Source organism: Streptomyces sp. SJL17-4, assembly GCF_036826855.1.
Classification (GTDB): domain Bacteria; phylum Actinomycetota; class Actinomycetes; order Streptomycetales; family Streptomycetaceae; genus Streptomyces.
The window spans coordinates 1,962,504-1,981,111 of the sequence record NZ_CP104578.1 but is presented as its reverse complement, the minus strand read 5'-3'; the positions used below and the strand labels follow the sequence as shown (position 1 = coordinate 1,981,111).

At 70.9% G+C, this 18,608-nt stretch carries 14 protein-coding genes; 8 read left to right on the top strand and 6 right to left on the bottom strand.

What is annotated here, in order from left to right:
* Window positions 1-186: 186 nt before the first annotated feature.
* The 7 genes from N5875_RS08745 (at window position 187) to N5875_RS08715 (ending at window position 10,000) form a co-directional block, all read left to right on the top strand.
* Complete coding sequence (locus N5875_RS08745) at window positions 187-1,398, top strand: ROK family transcriptional regulator (RefSeq protein ID WP_318212102.1); 1,212 nt, start codon at window positions 187-189, stop codon at window positions 1,396-1,398.
* 121 nt (window positions 1,399-1,519) lie between these two features.
* Window positions 1,520-2,584, top strand: coding sequence for a substrate-binding domain-containing protein (locus N5875_RS08740; protein WP_318212101.1), 1,065 nt, complete (start codon window positions 1,520-1,522; stop codon window positions 2,582-2,584).
* 303 nt (window positions 2,585-2,887) lie between these two features.
* On the top strand, window positions 2,888-3,682 hold the full coding sequence (locus N5875_RS08735; protein WP_318212100.1) for an ATP-binding cassette domain-containing protein: 795 nt from the start codon (window positions 2,888-2,890) through the stop codon (window positions 3,680-3,682).
* 35 nt (window positions 3,683-3,717) lie between these two features.
* A complete protein-coding gene (locus tag N5875_RS08730) occupies window positions 3,718-4,998 on the top strand; it encodes a sugar ABC transporter permease (protein WP_338499121.1) in 1,281 nt (426 codons plus the stop codon).
* A 241-nt stretch (window positions 4,999-5,239) separates the two neighbouring features.
* On the top strand, window positions 5,240-7,159 hold the full coding sequence (gene dxs / locus N5875_RS08725; protein WP_318212098.1) for a 1-deoxy-D-xylulose-5-phosphate synthase: 1,920 nt from the start codon (window positions 5,240-5,242) through the stop codon (window positions 7,157-7,159).
* A 121-nt stretch (window positions 7,160-7,280) separates the two neighbouring features.
* Window positions 7,281-8,795, top strand: a complete 1,515-nt coding sequence (locus N5875_RS08720) for an amino acid permease (protein WP_318212097.1) — start codon at window positions 7,281-7,283, stop codon at window positions 8,793-8,795.
* Window positions 8,796-8,905: 110 nt separating this feature from the next.
* Window positions 8,906-10,000, top strand: coding sequence for a hypothetical protein (locus tag N5875_RS08715; protein WP_338492754.1), 1,095 nt, complete (start codon window positions 8,906-8,908; stop codon window positions 9,998-10,000).
* 99 nt (window positions 10,001-10,099) lie between these two features.
* Here the strand turns inward: N5875_RS08715 and N5875_RS08710 are convergent, their stop codons facing one another.
* From N5875_RS08710 to N5875_RS08690, 5 genes are all read right to left on the bottom strand, one after another.
* Complete coding sequence (locus tag N5875_RS08710; protein ID WP_318212095.1) at window positions 10,100-12,238, bottom strand: 3-hydroxyacyl-CoA dehydrogenase NAD-binding domain-containing protein; 2,139 nt, start codon at window positions 12,236-12,238, stop codon at window positions 10,100-10,102.
* Window positions 12,235-13,449: an acetyl-CoA C-acyltransferase gene (locus N5875_RS08705; RefSeq protein ID WP_318212094.1), complete on the bottom strand. Its 1,215-nt coding sequence runs from the start codon at window positions 13,447-13,449 to the stop codon at window positions 12,235-12,237. The genes N5875_RS08710 and N5875_RS08705 overlap by 4 nt, the downstream gene beginning before the upstream one ends.
* Window positions 13,450-13,869: 420 nt before the next feature.
* Window positions 13,870-15,153: a ribonuclease D gene (locus N5875_RS08700; RefSeq protein WP_338492751.1), complete on the bottom strand. Its 1,284-nt coding sequence runs from the start codon at window positions 15,151-15,153 to the stop codon at window positions 13,870-13,872.
* 82 nt (window positions 15,154-15,235) lie between these two features.
* A complete protein-coding gene (locus tag N5875_RS08695; RefSeq protein WP_015037008.1) occupies window positions 15,236-15,901 on the bottom strand; it encodes a response regulator transcription factor in 666 nt (221 codons plus the stop codon).
* A gap of 262 nt (window positions 15,902-16,163) precedes the next feature.
* Window positions 16,164-16,865: a DUF3000 domain-containing protein gene (locus tag N5875_RS08690; RefSeq protein ID WP_318212092.1), complete on the bottom strand. Its 702-nt coding sequence runs from the start codon at window positions 16,863-16,865 to the stop codon at window positions 16,164-16,166.
* 91 nt (window positions 16,866-16,956) lie between these two features.
* Here N5875_RS08690 and hemE point away from each other — a divergent pair, with 91 nt between their 5' ends.
* Complete coding sequence (hemE, locus tag N5875_RS08685) at window positions 16,957-18,030, top strand: uroporphyrinogen decarboxylase (protein ID WP_318212091.1); 1,074 nt, start codon at window positions 16,957-16,959, stop codon at window positions 18,028-18,030.
* 66 nt (window positions 18,031-18,096) lie between these two features.
* On the opposite strand, the gene N5875_RS08680 is transcribed toward hemE, so the two are convergent.
* On the bottom strand, window positions 18,097-18,591 hold the full coding sequence (locus N5875_RS08680) for a hypothetical protein (RefSeq protein WP_318212090.1): 495 nt from the start codon (window positions 18,589-18,591) through the stop codon (window positions 18,097-18,099).
* Window positions 18,592-18,608 lie beyond the last annotated feature (17 nt).

Genomic DNA, 18,608 nt, shown 5'->3' with positions numbered 1-18,608 from the left:
CGCAGCCTCCAGGGCCCCCGGCGCACCCGCGCCGGGGGCCCTGCGCGCTGTGTGACACGTCGGGAAACCGACCGTGGACGTCATGTGACACAGACCCTCCGCCACTCAAGGTCTTGACGGGGAGCAAGCCGAAAGCGTCCCCTTAGAGTTCACATGTTGGAGAAAACGGTGGGAGTGAGTGAGTCGATGGAGACTCCGGGGTCGCAGACGTCTCTGCACAGGGCCAATCTCGAACGGGTCGTCCGGGCGGTGCGCATGGCCGGCTCGCTCACCCAGGCGGAGATCGCCCGGGCGACGGGACTGTCCGCCGCGACGGTCTCCAACATCGTCCGGGAGCTGAAGGACGGCGGCACCGTCGACGTCACGCCCACCTCGGCGGGCGGCCGCCGGGCCCGCAGCGTCTCGCTCTCCGGTGACGCCGGCATCGTGATCGGCGTGGACTTCGGCCACACCCACCTCCGGGTCGCCGTCGGCAACCTCGCCCACCAGGTGCTCGCCGAGGAGGCGGAGCCGCTCGACGTGGACGCCTCCGCCGCCGAGGGCTTCGACCGGGCGGAGCACCTGGTCAAGCGGCTGATCCTGGCCACCGGGATCGGCCCCGACAAGGTGATCGGCGTCGGGCTCGGTGTCCCCGGCCCCATCGACGTCTCCTCCGGGACCCTCGGCTCGACCTCGATCCTGCCGGGCTGGAGCGGGATCAACCCCGCCGAGGAGCTCTCCGGCCGCCTCGGCGTCCCCGTGCACGTCGACAACGACGCCAACCTCGGCGCCCTCGGCGAACTGGTCTGGGGCAGCGGGCGGGGCGTCAAGGACCTGGCGTACATCAAGGTGGCGAGCGGCGTCGGCGCCGGCCTCGTCATCGACGGACGCGTCTACCGGGGCCCCGGCGGCACCGCCGGCGAGATCGGGCACATCACGCTCGACGAGTCGGGCCCGGTCTGCCGCTGCGGCAACCGCGGCTGCCTGGAGACCTTCACGGCCGCCCGGTACGTGCTGCCGCTGCTCCAGCCCAGCCACGGCCCCGATCTGACCATGGAACGGGTCGTCCAGCTGGCCCGCGAGGGCGACCCGGGCTGCCGCCGGGTCATCGCCGACGTCGGGCGGCACATCGGCAGCGGCATCGCCAACCTCTGCAACCTTCTGAACCCGAGCCGGGTGGTGCTCGGGGGCGACCTCGCGGAGGCCGGAGAGCTGGTCCTGGCGCCCATCAGGGACTCCGTGTCGCGGTACGCGATCCCCAGTGCCGCCCGGCAGCTCTCGCTGGCCCAGGGGGCCCTGGGGGGCCGCGCCGAGGTGCTCGGCGCGCTGGCCCTCGTACTGAGTGAAATGGGCGATTCGACCCTGTTGGAGAGTGCTCTGCCGACGGCCGCTCCGGCCTCACGCCTTGCGTTCACTTAGATAACGAACACCACCGTTGTCATCTCGTTAAGGATTTACTTCTTGACGTCGGTGTGACGGCCGAGTTGACTTCGTGCCACCTCGGCCGCAACGTCGCGGCCTCGTCAGGGAGGCAACCCCAATGAACGCAGTGACGCGTCGCGCCGTCATAGCCACGGCCGCGGTGTCGATGGCCCTCTCGCTCGCCGCCTGTGGCCAGGCCGGCGGCGACGACAGCGGTGACAAGGGCAGCTCGACCAAGATCGGCCTGCTCCTTCCCGAGAACAAGACCTCGCGCTACGAGGCCCTGGACAAGCCCCAGTTCGAGAAGGCCGTCAAGGCCGCGTGCGGCGACTGCGAGGTCGTGTACAACAACGCGGTCTCCGACGTCGTCAAGCAGAAGCAGCAGTTCGACCAGCTGATCGCCGACGGCATCAAGGTCATCGCGCTCGACCCGGTCGACGCGACCAAGGCCGAGGGCTGGGTCACCGAGGCCAAGGCCAAGGGCGTCAAGGTCGTCGCGTACGACCGCGCCGTCAAGGGCGCCGACGCCTACGTCAGCCACGACAACAACAAGGTCGGCGAGCTCCAGGGCCAGGCGCTCCTCGCCGCCCTCGGCGCCAAGGCCGCCTCCGCCAACGTCGTGATGATCAACGGTGACGAGAAGGACCCGAACGCCGGTCTCTTCAAGAAGGGCGCCCACACCGCCCTCGACGGCAAGGTCGGCAAGATCGCCTACGAGGCCTCCGGCGAGTGGGACCCGAAGATCGCCGGCGAGAAGATGTCCGCCGCGATCTCCTCGGTCGGCAAGGACAAGATCGGCGCGGTCTACTCGGCCAACGACGGCATGGCCGGCGGCGTCATCACCTCCCTCGAGAACGCCGGCATCAAGGGCATCCCGGTGGGCGGCCAGGACGCCGAGGTCGCGGGCATCCAGCGCATCATCGCCGGTTCGCAGACCTTCACCATCTACAAGTCGCCGCTCCAGCTGGCCCCCGAGGCCGCCAAGTTCGCGGTGAACCTGCTCCAGGGCAAGGAGCTCGGAGCCCAGGGCGCGACCGACGGTGTGCCGTCGACGCTGTTCCCGCCGGTCGTGGTCGACAAGACCAACATCCAGACCACGGTGATCAAGGACGGCATCTACAAGGCCGCCGACCTCTGCACCTCGGACCTGGCCGCCAAGTGCACGGAACTGGGCATCAAGTAACCCCTGAGCCCAGCCCGCCGGGCCCCCGAGGGCCCGGCGTCACGGATCCCGTCACCGGCCCGCGTACAGAGGCCGAAGCCCCGGCCACGGGGTGAACGGCCCCGCCGGGGGTGAAACCCGCCAGAGGGTGAACCCCCCGCCGACCGCCAGGTGCCCGTCGACCGGATCCGTCCCCCTGCCCGTCCGGCCCCCGGCCGACCCAGACCCCGCTGTCGGTCCGGGGGCCGGACGAGCTCAGCCCCCCTCGAACTTTGGCGCTGCACCGGCGGCGCGACATGCCGCCGCCCGCGGGCGGCGAAGGAGTTGGTTCACGTGTCCCAGACGCAGGCGCCCGTGCTGGCGTTGCGCGGGATCTTCAAGCGGTTCGGAGCGGTTCAGGTCCTCTCCGGTGTCGATCTCGAAGTCCACGCAGGAGAGGTCGTCGCGCTCGTCGGCGACAACGGAGCGGGTAAGTCCACGCTGGTCAAGACGATCGCCGGCGTGCACCCGATCGACGAGGGCGTCATCGAGTGGGAGGGCGAGCAGGTCGAGATCCAGCGCCCGCACGACTCCCAGAACCTCGGTGTCGCGACCGTCTACCAGGACCTCGCGCTCTGCGACAACCTCGACGTCGTCGCCAACCTGTTCCTCGGCCGCGAGATCAAGAAGGGCAGCGTCCTCGACGAGGTCGCCATGGAGAAGCGGGCCAAGGACCTGCTCTCCACGCTCTCGATCCGCATCCCCAGCGTCCGCATCCCCGTCGCCGCCCTCTCCGGCGGCCAGCGCCAGGTCGTCGCCATCGCGCGCGCCCTGGTCGGCGACCCCAAGATCGTGATCCTCGACGAGCCGACCGCCGCCCTCGGCGTCGAGCAGACCGCCCAGGTCCTCGACCTGGTCGAGCGGCTGCGCGAGCAGGGCCTCGGCGTCATCCTCATCAGCCACAACATGGCCGATGTGAAGGCCGTCGCCGACACCGTGGCCGTGCTGCGCCTGGGCCGCAACAACGGCACCTTCCCGGTGGCCACCACCACGCACGAAGAGATCATCGCCGCGATCACCGGTGCCACGGACAACGCCGTGACCCGCCGTCAGGCCCGCAACGCGGAGGTAGCGAAGTGAGCAACACCCCTCCCACCGCGAGCGAAGAGGCAGCGGTGCCCGAGCCCCGTACCCCCGACGGGACGGCCCCGGTGACCGAGGCTCCGGCCGCCGCCGCGATCCCCGCCGTCGACCCCCGCCTCCTCGTGCGCGAGCAGGGCTTCAAGGGCTACGTCACGGAGTTCAAGCGCAAGATCCGCTCCGGTGAGATCGGCTCGCTGCCCGTCGTCGTCGGCCTGATCGTCATCGGCATCGTCTTCCAGGCGCTCACCGGCAACTTCATCACCTCGTACAACCTCGACCAGATCACGCTGTACGCGGTCGGCCCCGGCATCATGGCCGTCGGCATCGTCTTCGTGCTGCTGCTCGGCGAGATCGACCTCGCGGTCGGCTCCGTGGCGGGTCTGGCCGGCTCGGTCTGGGGCGTCCTCGGCACCGACATGCCGGACTCCCTCGCGATCCTCCTCGGCATCCTGTCCGGCACCCTGCTCGGCGCCTTCCACGGTCTGGTCTTCGCCAAGATCGGCGTGCCCGCGTTCGTGGTCACCCTGGCCGGCTTCCTCGGCTGGGCCGGTCTGCAGACCTGGGTGATGGGCGACCGGTCCACCATCCCCACCCCGATCGGCAGCTTCGTCGGCGACCTCACCAAGTACTACTTCTCCGACGTCGCCGCCGCCTACGGCCTCGCCGTGGTCGTCGTCGCCGCGTTCTATCTCGCCCAGCTGCGCGACTCCCGCCGCCGCAAGGGCGCCGAGCTGCCGCACCGCCCGCAGAGCGAGATCATCCTGCGCACCGCCGTCCTCGCGGTCCTGGTCCTCGTCGCCGCGTACGGCTTCAACCAGGAGCAGGGCCTGCCGCTCTCCCTGGTGATCTTCCTGGTGATCCTCCTCGTCACCGACTTCGTGCTCCGCCGCACCACCTACGGCCGTCAGGTCTTCGCCGTCGGCGGTGGCATCGAGGCCGCCCGCCGCGCCGGTATCAACGTCTCGTGGATCCGGATCTCGGTGTTCATGATCTCCGGCACGATGGGCGCGATCGGCGGTCTGTTCCTCGCCTCCGCGACCGGCGGCGCCGACCGCTCCCTCGGTGGCGGCAACCAGCTGATGATGTGCATCGCCGCGGCGGTCATCGGCGGTACGTCCCTGTTCGGCGGACGCGGCAAGGTCTGGTCGGCGCTCCTCGGCATCCTGGTCATCCAGTCGATCGTCCAGGGCCTCAACCAGATGAACCTGTCCTCGAACGCGATCCAGTACATGATCACCGGAGCGGTCCTGCTCATCGCCGTGATCATCGACTCGGTCTCCCGCAAGACGCAGAAGACGGCCGGACGGGCTTAGGGCCACCAGGGCCACGCCCACGCGCGCGTAACGCTCGCCACACCGCCCGGCGCCGGGAAACCGGCGCCGGGCTGCCGCGCGTCCGGAGCAGTACACGCGCCCGTACAGAGCCGTACAGATCAGCGACATGTAGGCCGTGAGGGTGACGCCTCACCCCCCGGCCCGATGCCCACGATCCAAGACGGAACATTAGACTCGACAAATCGGCAAGCTCGACCAGCTCAAACGCAAGGAGGCACGGGTGGCATTGCTGACCCGTATCAGGGGACCGCGAGATCTGGACCGGCTCTCCCCGGAACAGCTGGATCAGCTGGCCGACGAGATCAGGACGTTCCTCGTGGACGCCGTCTCCAAGACCGGCGGGCACCTCGGGCCCAACCTCGGCGTGGTCGAGCTGACCATCGCCCTGCACCGCGTGTTCGACTCCCCGAAGGACAAGGTCCTCTGGGACACCGGCCACCAGAGCTACGTCCACAAGCTGCTCACGGGCCGCCAGGACTTCTCGAAGCTCAAGATGAAGGGCGGCCTCTCCGGCTACCCCTCGCAGGCCGAGTCCGAGCACGACGTCATCGAGAACTCGCACGCCTCCACGGTCCTCGGCTGGGCCGACGGCCTCGCCAAGGCGAACGAGGTCCTCAAGAAGGACGACCACGTCGTCGCCGTCATCGGCGACGGGGCCCTCACCGGCGGCATGGCCTGGGAGGCGCTGAACAACATCGCCGCCGCCAAGGACCGCCCGCTCGTCATCGTCGTCAACGACAACGAGCGCTCCTACGCCCCCACCATCGGCGGCCTCGCCAACCACCTGGCGACCCTGCGCACCACCGACGGCTACGAGCGCTTCCTCGCCCGCGGCAAGGACATCCTGGAGCGCACCCCCGTCGTCGGGAAGCCGCTCTACGAGACCCTGCACGGCGCCAAGAAGGGCCTCAAGGACTTCATCGCCCCGCAGGGCATGTTCGAGGACCTCGGCCTCAAGTACGTCGGCCCCATCGACGGCCACGACATCGAGGCCCTGGAGTCCGCCCTGACGCGCGCCAAGCGCTTCGGCGGCCCCGTGATCGTCCACTGCCTCACCGAGAAGGGCCGCGGCTACCAGCCGGCCCTCCAGGACGAGGCCGACCGCTTCCACGCCGTCGGCAAGATCCACCCCGACACCGGCCTGCCCATCGCCTCCTCCGGCGCCGACTGGACCGGCGTCTTCGCCGAGGAGATGGTCGCGCTCGGCAAGGAGCGCGCGGACATCGTCGCCATCACCGCGGCCATGCTCCAGCCCGTCGGTCTCGACAAGTTCGCCAAGGCCTTCCCCGAGCGGGTCTTCGACGTCGGCATCGCCGAGCAGCACGCCGCGGTCTCCGCCGCCGGCCTCGCCACCGGAGGCCTGCACCCGGTCTTCGCGGTCTACGCGACCTTCCTCAACCGCGCCTTCGACCAGGTCCTGATGGACGTGGCCCTGCACAAATGCGGGGTCACCTTCGTCCTGGACCGGGCCGGCGTCACCGGCACCGACGGCGCCTCCCACAACGGCATGTGGGACATGTCGATCCTCCAGGTCGTCCCCGGCCTGCGGCTCGCCGCCCCGCGCGACGCCGACCAGGTCCGCGCCCAGCTGCGCGAGGCCGTCGAGGTCACCGACGCCCCCACCGTGGTCCGCTTCTCCAAGGGCGCCGTCGGCCCCGCCGTACCCGCCCTGCGCCGCGTCGGCGGCATGGACGTGCTCCGCGAGCCCGGCTCCGACCGGCCGGACGTCCTCCTGGTCTCCGTCGGGGCGCTCGCCCCGATGTGCCTGGAGATCGCCGACCTGCTCGACCGCCACGGCATCTCCACCACGGTTGTCGACCCCCGTTGGGTCAAGCCCGTCGACGAGGCCCTCGCCCCGCTCGCCGAGCGCCACCGGGTCGTCGTCACCGTCGAGGACAACAGCCGCGTCGGCGGTGTCGGCTCGGCCGTCGCCCAGGCGCTCCGCGACGCCGGGGTGGACGTGCCGCTGCGCGACTTCGGCATCCCGCCGCGCTTCCTGGACCACGCCTCCCGCGGCGAGGTCCTGGCGGAGATCGGCCTGACCGCCCCGGACATCGCCCGTCAGGTCACCGGTCTGGTCTCGCGTCTCGACGGCAGGTTCGAGAGCAGCGCGCAGGCCGTGGAGCCCGCCCGCGACTGACGGTCACCGTCACCCCGCGTCACCCAGGGGCCGATCGGTTCACTCTTCGGAGTGCCGATCGGCCCTTTCGCGTGCATTCTGACCAGAGGGCGGGCAGCCCCATGGCAGGGAGGTACGACGAGTGAGTACGGACCAGCAGCCACGCGCCAACAGCGGAATCTTCCGCACCAAGACGGTCGAGCAGTCGATCCGCGACACGGAGGAACCGGAGCACGCCCTCCGGAAGTCCCTCTCCGCCTGGGACCTGACGGTGTTCGGCGTCGGCGTCATCATCGGCACCGGCATCTTCGTCCTCACGGGCAAGGTCGCCAAGGAGAACGCCGGCCCGGCGACGGCCCTCGCCTTCGTCGCCGCCGGCATCGTGTGCGCCCTCGCCGCCCTGTGCTACGCCGAGTTCGCCTCGACGGTGCCGGTGGCGGGATCGGCGTACACCTTCGCGTACGCCTCGATCGGCGAGCTGCCCGCCTGGATCATCGGCTGGGACCTCGTCCTGGAGTTCGCCCTCGGTACGGCGGTGGTCGCCGTCGGCTGGTCGGGATACGTCCGCTCGCTCATGGACAACATCGACTGGCATCTGCCGGCGGCGCTCCAAGGCCCTGACGCGCCGGGCGGCACCTTCGACATCCTGGCCTTCATCCTCGTCCTGGTGCTGACCGTCGTCCTCGTCCTCGGCATGAAGCTCTCCGCCCGGATCACCGCGCTCGTCGTGGCGATCAAGGTGACCGTGGTGATGATCGTGATCGTCGCCGGTCTGTTCTTCATCGTCGGCGACAACTACACGCCCTTCATCCCGCCGGCCGTCACCCCCGAGGGCGGCGGCTCCAGCTGGGACTCCCCGCTGGTCCAGACGATCTTCGGCTACGAGCCGACCAACTTCGGCGTCATGGGCATCTTCACCGCCGCCTCGGTCGTGTTCTTCGCCTTCATCGGCTTCGACGTGGTGGCCACCGCCGCCGAGGAGACCAAGCTGCCCCAGCGGGACATGCCCCGAGGCATCCTCGGCTCGCTCCTCATCTGCACCGTGCTCTACGTGGCCGTCGCGCTGGTCGTCACCGGCATGCAGCACTACTCGGAGCTGTCCGTGAGCGCCCCGCTCGCCGACGCCTTCAAGGCGGCAGGGCATCCCTTCTACGCGGGCGTGATCAGCTTCGGCGCCGCCGTCGGCCTCACCACGGTCTGTCTGATCCTGCTGCTCGGCCAGACCCGGGTGTTCTTCGCGATGAGCCGCGACGGCCTCCTGCCGCGCTTCTTCTCCAAGACGCACCCGCGCTTCCGGACCCCGTACCGGCCGACCATCCTGCTCGGTGTGATCATCGCCATCGTCGCCGGCTTCACCAGCATCAACGAGCTCGCGACCCTGGTGAACATCGGCACCCTCTTCGCCTTCGTCGTCGTCGCGTTCGGCGTCATCGTGCTCCGCCGCACCCGCCCCGACCTGCCGCGTGCCTTCCGCACCCCCTGGGTGCCCGCGCTGCCGATCCTCTCCATCGCCGCCTCGCTCTGGCTGATGCTCAACCTGCCCGGCGAGACCTGGTTCCGGTTCGCGGTCTGGATGGCGATCGGCATCGTCGTGTACTTCCTGTACGGGCGCGGTCACAGCCGGCTCGGGCGCGAAGGCCAGGGAGCGAAGTATTGAGCGGGCCGTAGGGCGGCGATACCGCAGGCGCGGAAGGGACCGTTCGGAAGGGCGACTACAGTCGGTTCGTACCCGAACTCCTTCCGACGACCGGAGTGCTGGATCCCCCCATGGCTATTCGATCCCAGGCCCCCACCGCCCCTTCCCACGGCTCCTCCACCGGCCCCCTGCTCCAGGGCGCCTGGCTGACCAGAGGGGCGGAGGGCCGGTTCAGCGCCTACCTGCCCAGGGACGGAGAGGTGGTGCGCTGGACCGAGCAGCCCGACGGATCGTGGAGCGGACCCGTCTCGCTCGGCGGCCCCGGACCGGCCGGCGGACTCACCCCCTTCCTCGCCGTCGGCCAGGGAGCCGACCGCTACGTCCACCTCGTCGCCCTGCGTCCCACCGACGGGGGAGAGGGCCACGTCGAGCTCGTCCACAGCGTCCAGTTCCAGACCGGCCGCCCCGCCCTCGAATGGCGCTCGATCGGGCACTCCAACGGCAAGGGGCCGTGGACCGGCAACCCCGCCGTCGCGGTGGACGGCCAGGGCCGCGTGTACGCCTTCATGCGCAACGGCGGCGGCGGACTGAGCGTGCGGGCCCAGAAGGACGCCGGCGGCTGGCACCCCTGGTGGGACCTGATGGGGTCCAAGACCGACCCCTCGCCGGTCGCGGTCACCAACGGCTCCGGCTTCGTCGAGCTGTACAGCTCGCACGCCAAGGGCCTCGTCCGTTACGTGCAGCGCGAGTCCGGCGCCAAGCCGATCCGCGAGGAGCTGCTCCCGGCGTCGGTGACCATGGGCACTCTGGCGGCCACGACCGGCCCCTCGGGGCACGTCACGCTCTTCTACCTCGATCTGGACGGACAGGTCCGCGCCTGGTCGCCGGAGCGCTCCCTGGAGCCGACGGTGCTCGGCAAGGCCGTCGGCACCGGGCGGCTCGCCGCCACCCGCTGTCTCATCGACGGCTTCGACTGCACGGTCCTCGCCCAGCAGTCCGCCGACGGCCGGCTCGCCCTCGCCGCCTACCCGAGCGAGCAGGAGACCGAGGGCATCCAGTGGTCGGAGACCGGGGAGCGGCACGGCGAGCTCGCCGCCGTCCTCACCCGCGGGCTCGACGGGCGCCTGGTCGCGATGGCCCGGATCGGCTCGGGCGCGCCGATCACCACCCGCCAGAAGGCCTCGGCGGAGGGTCTGCTCCTGGAGGGCTGGCGCTCCATAGGGTGACGCCCCGCGAAGTGCGCGTCCGGCGGTACGCGAACGGCCCCGGCACCTGGAGAAGGTGCCGGGGCCGTCCACGTACGCCCTGGGGCGCGAGGCCGGGTGTTACGCCGGGACGCTCGCCACGCCCTGCGCGAGGAACCGCTTGCCGTTGACGCGCTCGGAGACGCCCTCACGGTCCAGGTACGGCGTGATGCCGCCCAGGTGGAAGGGCCAGCCCGCACCGGTGATCAGGCAGAGGTCGATGTCCTGCGCCTCGGCGACGACACCCTCCTCCAGCATCAGGCCGATCTCCTGCGCCACCGCGTCCAGGACGCGGTCGCGGACCTGCTCCTCGGTCAGGACGGAGTCGCCCTGGACGAGGAGGGCGGCGACCTCCGGGTCGAGCTCCGGCTTGAAGCCGTTCTCGGCGTTGTAGACGTAGAAGCCGCGCTTGCCGGCCTCGACGACGCGCTTGAGGTTCGGCGAGACGGTGAAGCGCTCCGGGAAGGCGCGGTTCAGGGTCTCGGAGACGTGCAGACCGATGGCCGGGCCGACGAGCTCCAGGAGGACCAGCGGCGACATCGGCAGGCCCAGGGGCTCGATCGCCTTCTCGGCGGTCTCGACCGACGTGCCCTCGTCGATGACGTTCTGGATCTCGCCCATGAAGCGGGTCAGGATGCGGTTCACGACGAACGCCGGGGCGTCCTTGGTGAGGACCGCGGTCTTCTTCAGCTTCTTGGCGACACCGAACGCGGTGGCCAGCGAGGCGTCGTCCGTCTGCTCGCCGCGGACGATCTCCAGGAGCGGGAGGATCGCGACCGGGTTGAAGAAGTGGAAGCCGACCACGCGCTCCGGGTGCTGGAGCTTGGAGGCCATCTCCGAGACGGACAGCGAGGAGGTGTTGGTGGCGAGGATCGCGTGCGCCGGGGCGACCGCCTCGACCTCCGCGAACACCTTCTGCTTGACGGACATCTCCTCGAACACGGCCTCGATGATGAAGTCCGCGTCCGCGAAGCCGGCCGCCTTGTCCAGGACACCGGAGACGAGGCCCTTGAGACGGTTGGCCTTGTCCTGGTTGATGCGGCCCTTGCCGAGCAGCTTCTCGATCTCGGCGTGGACGTAGCCCACACCCTTGTCGACGCGCTCCTGGTCGATGTCGGTCAGGACGACCGGCACCTCAAGACGGCGCAGGAAGAGCAGGGCCAGCTGGGACGCCATCAGACCGGCGCCGACGACGCCGACCTTGGTGACCGGGCGGGCCAGCGACTTGTCCGGGGCGCCGGCGGGGCGCTTGCCGCGCTTCTGCACCAGGTTGAAGGCGTAGATGCCGGAGCGCAGCTCGCCGCCCATGATCAGGTCCGCGAGGGCCTGGTCCTCGGCGTCGAAGCCCTTCTGCAGGTCGCCGTCCTTGGCGGCCTCGATGATCTCGAGGGCGCGGTAGGCGGCCGGGGCGGCACCGTGGACCTTGGAGTCGGCGATGGCGCGGCCCTTGGCGACGGCCTGGTCCCAGGCCTCGCCGCGGTCGATCGCGGGACGCTCGACGGTCACGGAGCCGTTCAGGACGGACGCGGTCCAGATGAGCGACTGCTCCAGGAAGTCGGCACCCTCGAACAGCGCGTCGGCGATGCCGAGCTCGAAGACCTGCTTGCCCTTGAGCTGACGGTTCTGGTTCAGCGAGTTCTCGATGATGACCGAGACGGCCTTCTCGGCGCCGATCAGGTTCGGCAGGATCGCGCAGCCGCCCCAGCCGGGCACCAGGCCGAGGAAGACCTCGGGCAGCGAGAAGGCCGGCAGGGCCTTCGACACGGTGCGGTAGGTGCAGTGCAGACCGACCTCGACGCCGCCGCCCATGGCCGCGCCGTTGTAGTACGCGAAGGTCGGGACGGCGAGCGCGGAAAGCCGCTTGAAGACGTCGTGGCCGCCCTTGCCGATGGCGAGCGCCTCGTCGTGCTTCTTCAGCAGCTCGACGCCCTTGAGGTCGGCGCCGACGGCGAAGATGAACGGCTTGCCGGTGATGCCGACGCCGACGATCTCACCGTTCGCGGCCTCCGCCTCGACCTGGTCGATCGCCGTGTTCAGGTTGGCGAGCGACTGCGGGCCGAAGGTGGTCGGCTTGGTGTGGTCGAAGCCGTTGTCCAGCGTGATCAGCGCGAACCGACCGACACCGGCGGGCAGTTCGAAGTGACGGACGTGGGCGCTGGTGACGACCTCGTCCGGGAAGAGCTCCGCGGCGCCCTTCAGAAGCTCGGCGGTGGTGCTCACTTGCCCTCCCAGTGGGGGTTTTCCCAGATGACCGTGGCGCCCATGCCGAAGCCGACGCACATCGTGTTGAGGCCGTAGCGGACCTGCGGGTTCTCCTCGAACTGGCGGGCCAGCTGCGTCATGAGACGGACGCCGGAGGAGGCGAGCGGGTGACCGTAGGCGATGGCGCCGCCGTACTGGTTGACGCGGGCGTCGTCGTCGGCGATGCCGTAGTGCTCCAGGAAGGCGAGGACCTGGACCGCGAAGGCCTCGTTGATCTCGAAGAGGTCGATGTCCTCGATGGACAGACCGGCCTTCGCGAGGGCCTTCTCGGTCGCGGGGATCGGGCCGTAGCCCATGACCTCGGGCTCGACGCCGGCGAAGGCGTACGAGACGAGGCGCATCTTCACCGGGAGGTCGTTCTCGCGGGCGAAGTCCTCGGAGGCGATGATCGAGGCGGTGGCACCGTCGTTGAGACCGGCCGCGTTGCCCGCGGTGACGTTTCCGTGGACGCGGAACGGCGTCTTCAGGTTGGCCAGCGACTCCAGGGTGGTGCCCGGACGCATCGGCTCGTCGGCGGTGACCAGGCCCCAGCCGGTCTCACCGGTGGAGGCGTCGGTACGGCGGACCGAGATCGGCACCAGGTCCTGCTGGATCTTGCCGTCGGCGTACGCCTTGGCGGCCTTCTCCTGCGAGCGCACGGCGTACTCGTCGGCGCGCTGCTTGGTGATGCTCGGGTAGCGGTCGTGCAGGTTCTCGGCGGTCATGCCCATGAACAGGGCGGACTCGTCGACCAGCTTCTCGCTCACGAAGCGCGGGTTCGGGTCGACGCCCTCACCCATGGGGTGGCGGCCCATGTGCTCGACACCACCGGCGATGACGGCGTCGTACGCGCCGAAGGCGATCGAACCGGCGACGCTCGTGACGGCCGTGAGCGCACCGGCACACATGCGGTCGATGGAGTAGCCCGGCACCGACTGCGGCAGCCCGGCGAGGATGCCCGCCGTGCGGCCGAGCGTCAGACCCTGGTCACCGATCTGCGTGGTCGCGGCGATGGCGACCTCGTCGATCTGCGCGGGGTCGAGACCGGGGTTGCGGCGCAGCAGCTCCCGGATGGCCTTGACGACGAGGTCGTCGGCGCGGGTCTCGTGGTAGATGCCCTTCGGGCCCGCCTTGCCGAACGGGGTGCGGACGCCGTCGACGAAGACGACGTCCCTGACGCTACGAGGCACGATGGCTCTCCTCCAGGGTGCGGGATGGCACTGCTGCTGCCGCACACGCCTAAGCGTGCGCTTGCTTCCCCCATGCTACTTGCGGGTAACCGGGCTGCCCAGCCCCTGAGGGCTAAGCGGTGAAGGTCACATCGAGGATGCCGCCCGGGTGGTTGCGCGCCCCCGCGCGCGCCCGGCCGATCGGAGGGCCCCATCTCCCGGAACGCAAGGCCGTTCTCATGCTGCACGGCCGGAGCACCCCGGTGCTTCCGGGCTTCGACCTCCAGCACACCACCCCGGCTTCCCGACGTTCCTCAACACGCGATGGGGTCTCGACCCAGGGCGTCTTCGACATGGACACCGACGGCAACCTCAGCCCGGTCCCGTAGGACGGCGGAGCCCCCGGCGCCTCGAAGGCGCCGGGGGCTCTACGGACAGGTGTTACGCGGTCACCGTCAGCGCCTTCACCAGCAGCGGGGTCACCAGCTCGACCTGCCACTGCCGGGCGCCGTACCCCGCCAGAGCGGCGGCCACGCCCGAGGCGTCGGCCGGCGTCGGCGGCTCCCAGCAGACCCGGCGCACCGTGTCCGGGGTGATCAGGTTCTCCTGCGGCAGGTTCAGCTCCTCCGCGAGGGCCGAGACCGCCGCGCGCGCCGCCGACAGACGGGCCGCCGCGACCGGGTCCTTGTCCGCCCAGGCGCGCGGCGGGGGCGGGCCGGCCACCTGCTGGCCGGGCTGGGGCAGCTCGCTCTCGGGCAGGGAGCGGGCGCGGTCCACGGCCGCCTGCCACTGCTCCAGCTGACGGCGGCCCATCCGGTGCCCGAAACCGGGCAGCGCCGTGAGCGCGGCCAGGTTCACCGGCACCGCGAGCGACGCCTCCACGATCGCGGCGTCGCTCAGCACCTTGCCGGGGGAGACGTCCCGCCGCTGGGCGACCGCGTCACGGGCCGTCCACAGCTCCCGTACGACCGCCATCTGGCGACGGCGCCGCACCTTGTGCATGCCGGAGGTCCGCCGCCACGGGTCCTTGCGCGGCGGGGCGGGCGGGGCCGAGGCGATCGCGTCGAACTCCTGGTGCGCCCAGTCCAGCTTGCCCTGCCGGTCGAGCTCCTTCTCCAGCGCGTCCCGGAGGTCGACGAGGAGTTCCACGTCGAGGGCCGCGTACCGCAGCCAGGGCTCGGGCAGCGGCCTGGTGGACCAGTCGACGGCGGAGTGGCCCTTCTCCAGGGCGTAGCCGAGGACGGACTCGACCATCGCGCCGAGGCCGACGCGCGGGAAGCCCGCGAGCCGCCCGGCGAGCTCGGTGTCGAACAGCGAGGTCGGGAGCATGCCTATGTCGCGCAGGCACGGAAGGTCCTGGGTCGCGGCGTGGAGGATCCACTCGGTCCCGGCGAGCGCCTCGCCGAGCCCCGAGAGGTCGGGGCAGCCCACCGGGTCGATGAGCGCGGTCCCCGCGCCCTCGCGGCGGAGCTGGACGAGATAGGCGCGCTGGCCGTAGCGGTAGCCGGAGGCGCGCTCGGCGTCCACGGCGACGGGGCCGCGGGCGGCCGCGAAGGCGGCGATCACCTCGGCGAGGGCGTCCTCCGTCTCGACGACGGGCGGAATCCCCTCGCGGGGCTCCAGCAACGGGATCGGAAGCCCATTCGCAGGGACATCGTCGTCCGGGGGGCCGCCCCCGGTGGTGCGCAGTGCTGTGTCTGCTGCGGTCTCTTGGGCGTCGGTCACCTGTCAAGGGTATCGGTGAACGGCAAGCGCCTGTCGACGGAACGTTCCGTCGACAGGCGCCGGCTTCTCGTCGAGCGCTCCGTCAGTGGATGATCCCCGTCCGCAGGGCCACGGCGACCATGCCGGCGCGGTCGCCGGTGCCCAGCTTGCGGGCGATCCGGGCGAGGTGGCTCTTCACGGTGAGGGCCGAGAGGCCCATGGAGACGCCGATCGCCTTGTTCGACTGGCCCTCCGCGACGAGCCGGAGCACCTCGACCTCACGGCCGGAGAGCTCGCGGTAGCCGCCCGGGTGGCTCGGGGCACCCGGGGGGCGGCGGTGGCCGAGCCGCGCGGCCGCGGCGCCGATGGGGGCCGCGCCGGGTCGGGTCGGGTGGCCGATGTTGGTACGGGTGCCGGTGACGACATAGCCCTTCACGCCGCCCGCCAGGGCGTTGCGCACGGCACCGATGTCGTCCGCCGCCGAGAGGGCGAGGCCGTTGGGCCAGCCCGCGGCGCGGGTCTCGGACAGCAGGGTCAGGCCGCTGCCGTCGGGCAGGTGGACGTCGGCAACGCAGATGTCGCGCGGGTTGCCGACGCGGGGACGTGCCTCCGCGATGGAAGAAGCCTCGATCACGTCGCGTACTCCGAGGGCCCACAGGTGGCGGGTCACGGTGGAGCGGACGCGCGGGTCGGCCACGACGACCATGGCCGTCGGCTTGTTCGGGCGGTAGGCGACCAGGCTTGCGGGCTGCTCGAGGAGAACGGACACCAGGCCTCCTGGGGGGAAGGGTGCGGGACGGAGCCGGCTCGGGGAAGAAGCCGGGGGCGAACCCGTGCTGTGAAGGGGTCACTGACTCCTTCGGCAGCTGGGCCGCCCGCCTTTAGGGAAAGATCACGATTTGGTGAGTAACAATTAGGGCAATTCGGACGCATGATCGATCATCCTACGAGCGGGCCCCCTCACGTCACCCCTGAGAGGGAGTACCGGAGCCGTCGTTCGGACACTCCGAAGGTTGGCTTGATCCCACCCCTCAGACCTGCTGCGGCCCCCGCCGCTGGGGCAGCGAGACGATCCCCGCACCCGACACCGTCCCCGCCGCCCCCGTCGCCGGCTCCGTCGGCGCGGGCGGCAGCCCCGCGATCTGGCAGAGCAGATCGCACCAGGCCGCCAGATGCGCCCCGGTGTCCGGCACCCCTCCCAGACCCTCCCGCGGCGTCCAGGACGCCCGGATCTCGATCTGCGTCGCCGGCCTGCGGTCCGCGAGACCACCGAAGTAGTGCGAGCCCGCCATCGTGACCGTCCCGCTCGCCTCCCCGTACGGGAGCCCCCGGGCCTCCATGGCCCCGGTCAGCCAGGACCAGCACACCTCGGGCAGCAGCGGATCCGCCGCCATCTCCGGCTCCAGCTCCGCCCGGACCAGCGTCACGAGCCGGAAGGTGCCCTTCCAGGCCTCGTGGCCGTCCGGATCGTGCAGCAGCACGAGCCGCCCGTCCGCGAGGTCCTCCTCGCCGTCCACGACGGCCGCCTCCACCGCGTACGCGTACGGGGCGAGGCGCTGCGGGGGCCTCGTCGGGTCGATCTCGATCTCGGGTCGCAGCCGCGCCGAGCGCAACGCCTCCACCGCCCGCCGGAACGCGGGTGGAACCGGGTTCGCCTCCGTACTGTCCGCCGTTTCGTCCGTCCCTCGATCACCGTCGGAATGATCGGAAAAATGTCCCTGAGCCGCAGCCATGCGGGGAAGAGTAGGCGGAACGGGGCCTCCGTGCAGGGAGGGACACCCTGCCCGGACGAGCGGCTTCCCGCCACATGCGAAGATTCTGGTCGTGAGTGCCAACGAACGCCCCACGGGCCAGCAGACGAAGCAGTCGCGGACGTACGACTCCGCGTTCCTCAAGGCATGCCGGCGTGAACCCGTGCCGCACACCCCCGTGTGGTTCATGCGGCAGGCCGGGCGCTCGCTCCCCGAGTACCTGAAGGTGCGCGAGGGCATCCCGATGCTCGAGTCCTGCATGCGGCCCGAGCTGGTCACCGAGATCACCCTCCAGCCGGTCCGCCGCCACAAGGTCGACGCCGCGATCTACTTCAGCGACATCGTCGTCCCCCTCAAGGCCATCGGCCTCGACCTCGACATCAAGCCCGGCGTCGGCCCGGTCGTCGCCGACCCGATCCGGACCCGCGCCGACCTGGACCGGCTGCGCGACCTGACCCCCGAGGACGTCCACTACGTCACCGAGGCCATCGGGATGCTCACCGAGGAGCTGGGCGACACCCCGCTCATCGGCTTCGCGGGCGCGCCGTTCACCCTCGCGAGCTACCTCGTCGAGGGCGGCCCGTCGCGCAGCCACGAGCGCACCAAGGCGATGATGTACGGCGACCCGCAGCTGTGGGCCGACCTGCTCGACCGCCTCGCCGAGATCACCTCGGCCTTCCTCAAGGTCCAGATCGAGGCCGGCGCCTCCGCCGTCCAGCTCTTCGACTCCTGGGTCGGCGCCCTCGCCCCGGCCGACTACCGCCGCTCGGTGATGCCGGCCTCCGTGAAGGTCTTCGACGCGGTCGCCGGGTACGGCGTCCCGCGCATCCACTTCGGCGTCGGTACGGGCGAGCTCCTCGGCCTCATGGGGGAGGCCGGCGCGGACGTCGTCGGCGTCGACTGGCGCGTCCCGCTCGACGAGGCGGCCCGCCGCGTCGGCCCCGGCAAGGCGCTCCAGGGCAACCTGGACCCGGCCGTGCTGTTCGCCGGGCGCGAGGTCGTCGAGGCCAAGACGGACGAGGTCCTGGCCGCCGCGAAGAACCTCGAAGGCCATGTCTTCAACCTGGGCCACGGCGTCATGCCGTCGATGGACCCGGACGCGCTGTCCCGGCTCGTCGAGTACGTCCACACGCGGACGGCCGTCTGATCACAGGTCGCGCGCGACTGCGCGCCGCCGGTACCACCCGGCGGCGCACAGGGACGGTCGCGGCTGTCAGGCCTCGCAGCCGACGGGCGGGTTGCCGGATCCCACCCGGCACACGTCGAGGCCGAGGCCGGCGTTCACGACACCGTTGTTGACGCCGACGCGCAGGAAGTCGTTGCCCGAGTCGCCGAAGACCGAGCCCATCGGCGCGACGGTGTTGTTGACCGCGATGTAGTCGCCGTCCCCGCCGCCGCCGGCGATGCCGTTGACGACGCCGGACTGGACCAGGATGTAGTCGCGGCCCGCGCCGCCGGCGACGGTGCCGTTGAGGTTGCCGGTGGTGACGACGATGTAGTCGTCACCACCCAGGCCGTTGACCGTGTCGCCGGCGTTGACGGTCGCACAGCGGATGTAGTCGGGACCGGCCGTTCCGTTGATGGTCGTGCCGGTGCGGGGGGCGCCGTTGACCGTGCACGTGGTCACGGCGTGGGCGGGGGTGCTCAGAGCGAGCGGGGCGATGACGAGGGTGGCGGCGCAGAGCGCTCGCGCGGCGTGTCGGATCATGTGATCAGTCACACATG

What these genes read in the sequence shown, in the direction of transcription:
- N5875_RS08715 (WP_338492754.1), top strand. Translation starts at nt 8,906, where the DNA reads ATGGCTATTCGATCCCAGGCCCCCACCGCCCCTTCCCACGGCTCCTCC.
- N5875_RS08690 (WP_318212092.1), bottom strand. Translation starts at nt 16,865, where the DNA reads ATGGCTGCGGCTCAGGGACATTTTTCCGATCATTCCGACGGTGATCGA.
- N5875_RS08680 (WP_318212090.1), bottom strand. Translation starts at nt 18,591, where the DNA reads ATGATCCGACACGCCGCGCGAGCGCTCTGCGCCGCCACCCTCGTCATC.
- N5875_RS08740 (WP_318212101.1), top strand. Translation starts at nt 1,520, where the DNA reads ATGAACGCAGTGACGCGTCGCGCCGTCATAGCCACGGCCGCGGTGTCG.
- N5875_RS08745 (WP_318212102.1), top strand. Translation starts at nt 187, where the DNA reads ATGGAGACTCCGGGGTCGCAGACGTCTCTGCACAGGGCCAATCTCGAA.